The sequence below is a fragment of the Pseudomonas sp. LA5 genome (assembly GCF_028640825.1).
GTDB classification, from domain to species: Bacteria; Pseudomonadota; Gammaproteobacteria; order Pseudomonadales; family Pseudomonadaceae; genus Chryseomonas; species Chryseomonas aestiva.
On record NZ_JAQYZY010000037.1, the window covers coordinates 1 to 622 of the forward strand.

Consider the following 622-nt stretch of genomic DNA (forward strand, 5'->3'; position numbering starts at 1 on the left):
TCCATCTGCCGTAGCGATTGGAGATCCTCCAGGCGCCGGGTCAGCGCGCGAAGCGTGCGGATGGACACAGGCTCGGGGTGCCAGGCCCGCAGGCTGTCTTCATGCCGCTGGCCATAGGTGGCGATCAGCTTGGCGTCGAGTTTGTCCGTCTTGCTGCGCTGCAACTGGCTTTGCGCATAGCGAGCGATCTGTGCCGGATTGAGCACGGCGATTCGGTAGCCCAGCGCATGGAAATGCTCGGCGAGCGCTTCGTGATAGGTGCCCGTGGCCTCCATCACGATCCAAGCGCCTGGCTCGGCATGCTGTTGCAGCCAGTCGGCAAAGACCGCGAAGCCTGACGGATCGTTGCTCAGCCTGCCCTTGGTCCGGTGCTTGCCATTGGATTGCAGGACCGCCAGATCGAAGCTGCGCTTGGCGATATCAACACCGATTACGGCCATGATGTCTCCTCCTTCAGATGCGACACGATCACGTCATCCCGTCCAACCTTGTGCAATACGAGCTCTGGAGGCTCTAGATACCGTTCGGACTCGGGGATGGGTGTGGAGGAGGCAGCCTATCTACGTTGCAAGCTCAAAGGCTTAAGGGTGGACACGGCCTGCCATCCTCCCCCGATGATCAG

Annotated in this window: 1 protein-coding gene; it reads right to left on the bottom strand. The window is 61.1% G+C overall.

Annotation, left to right across the window (positions count from 1 at the left end):
• On the bottom strand, positions 1–440 hold a 440-nt coding region (locus PVZ72_RS12020; RefSeq protein WP_273861253.1), incomplete at its 3' end, for an IS110 family transposase.
• Positions 441–622: the final 182 nt, after the last annotated feature.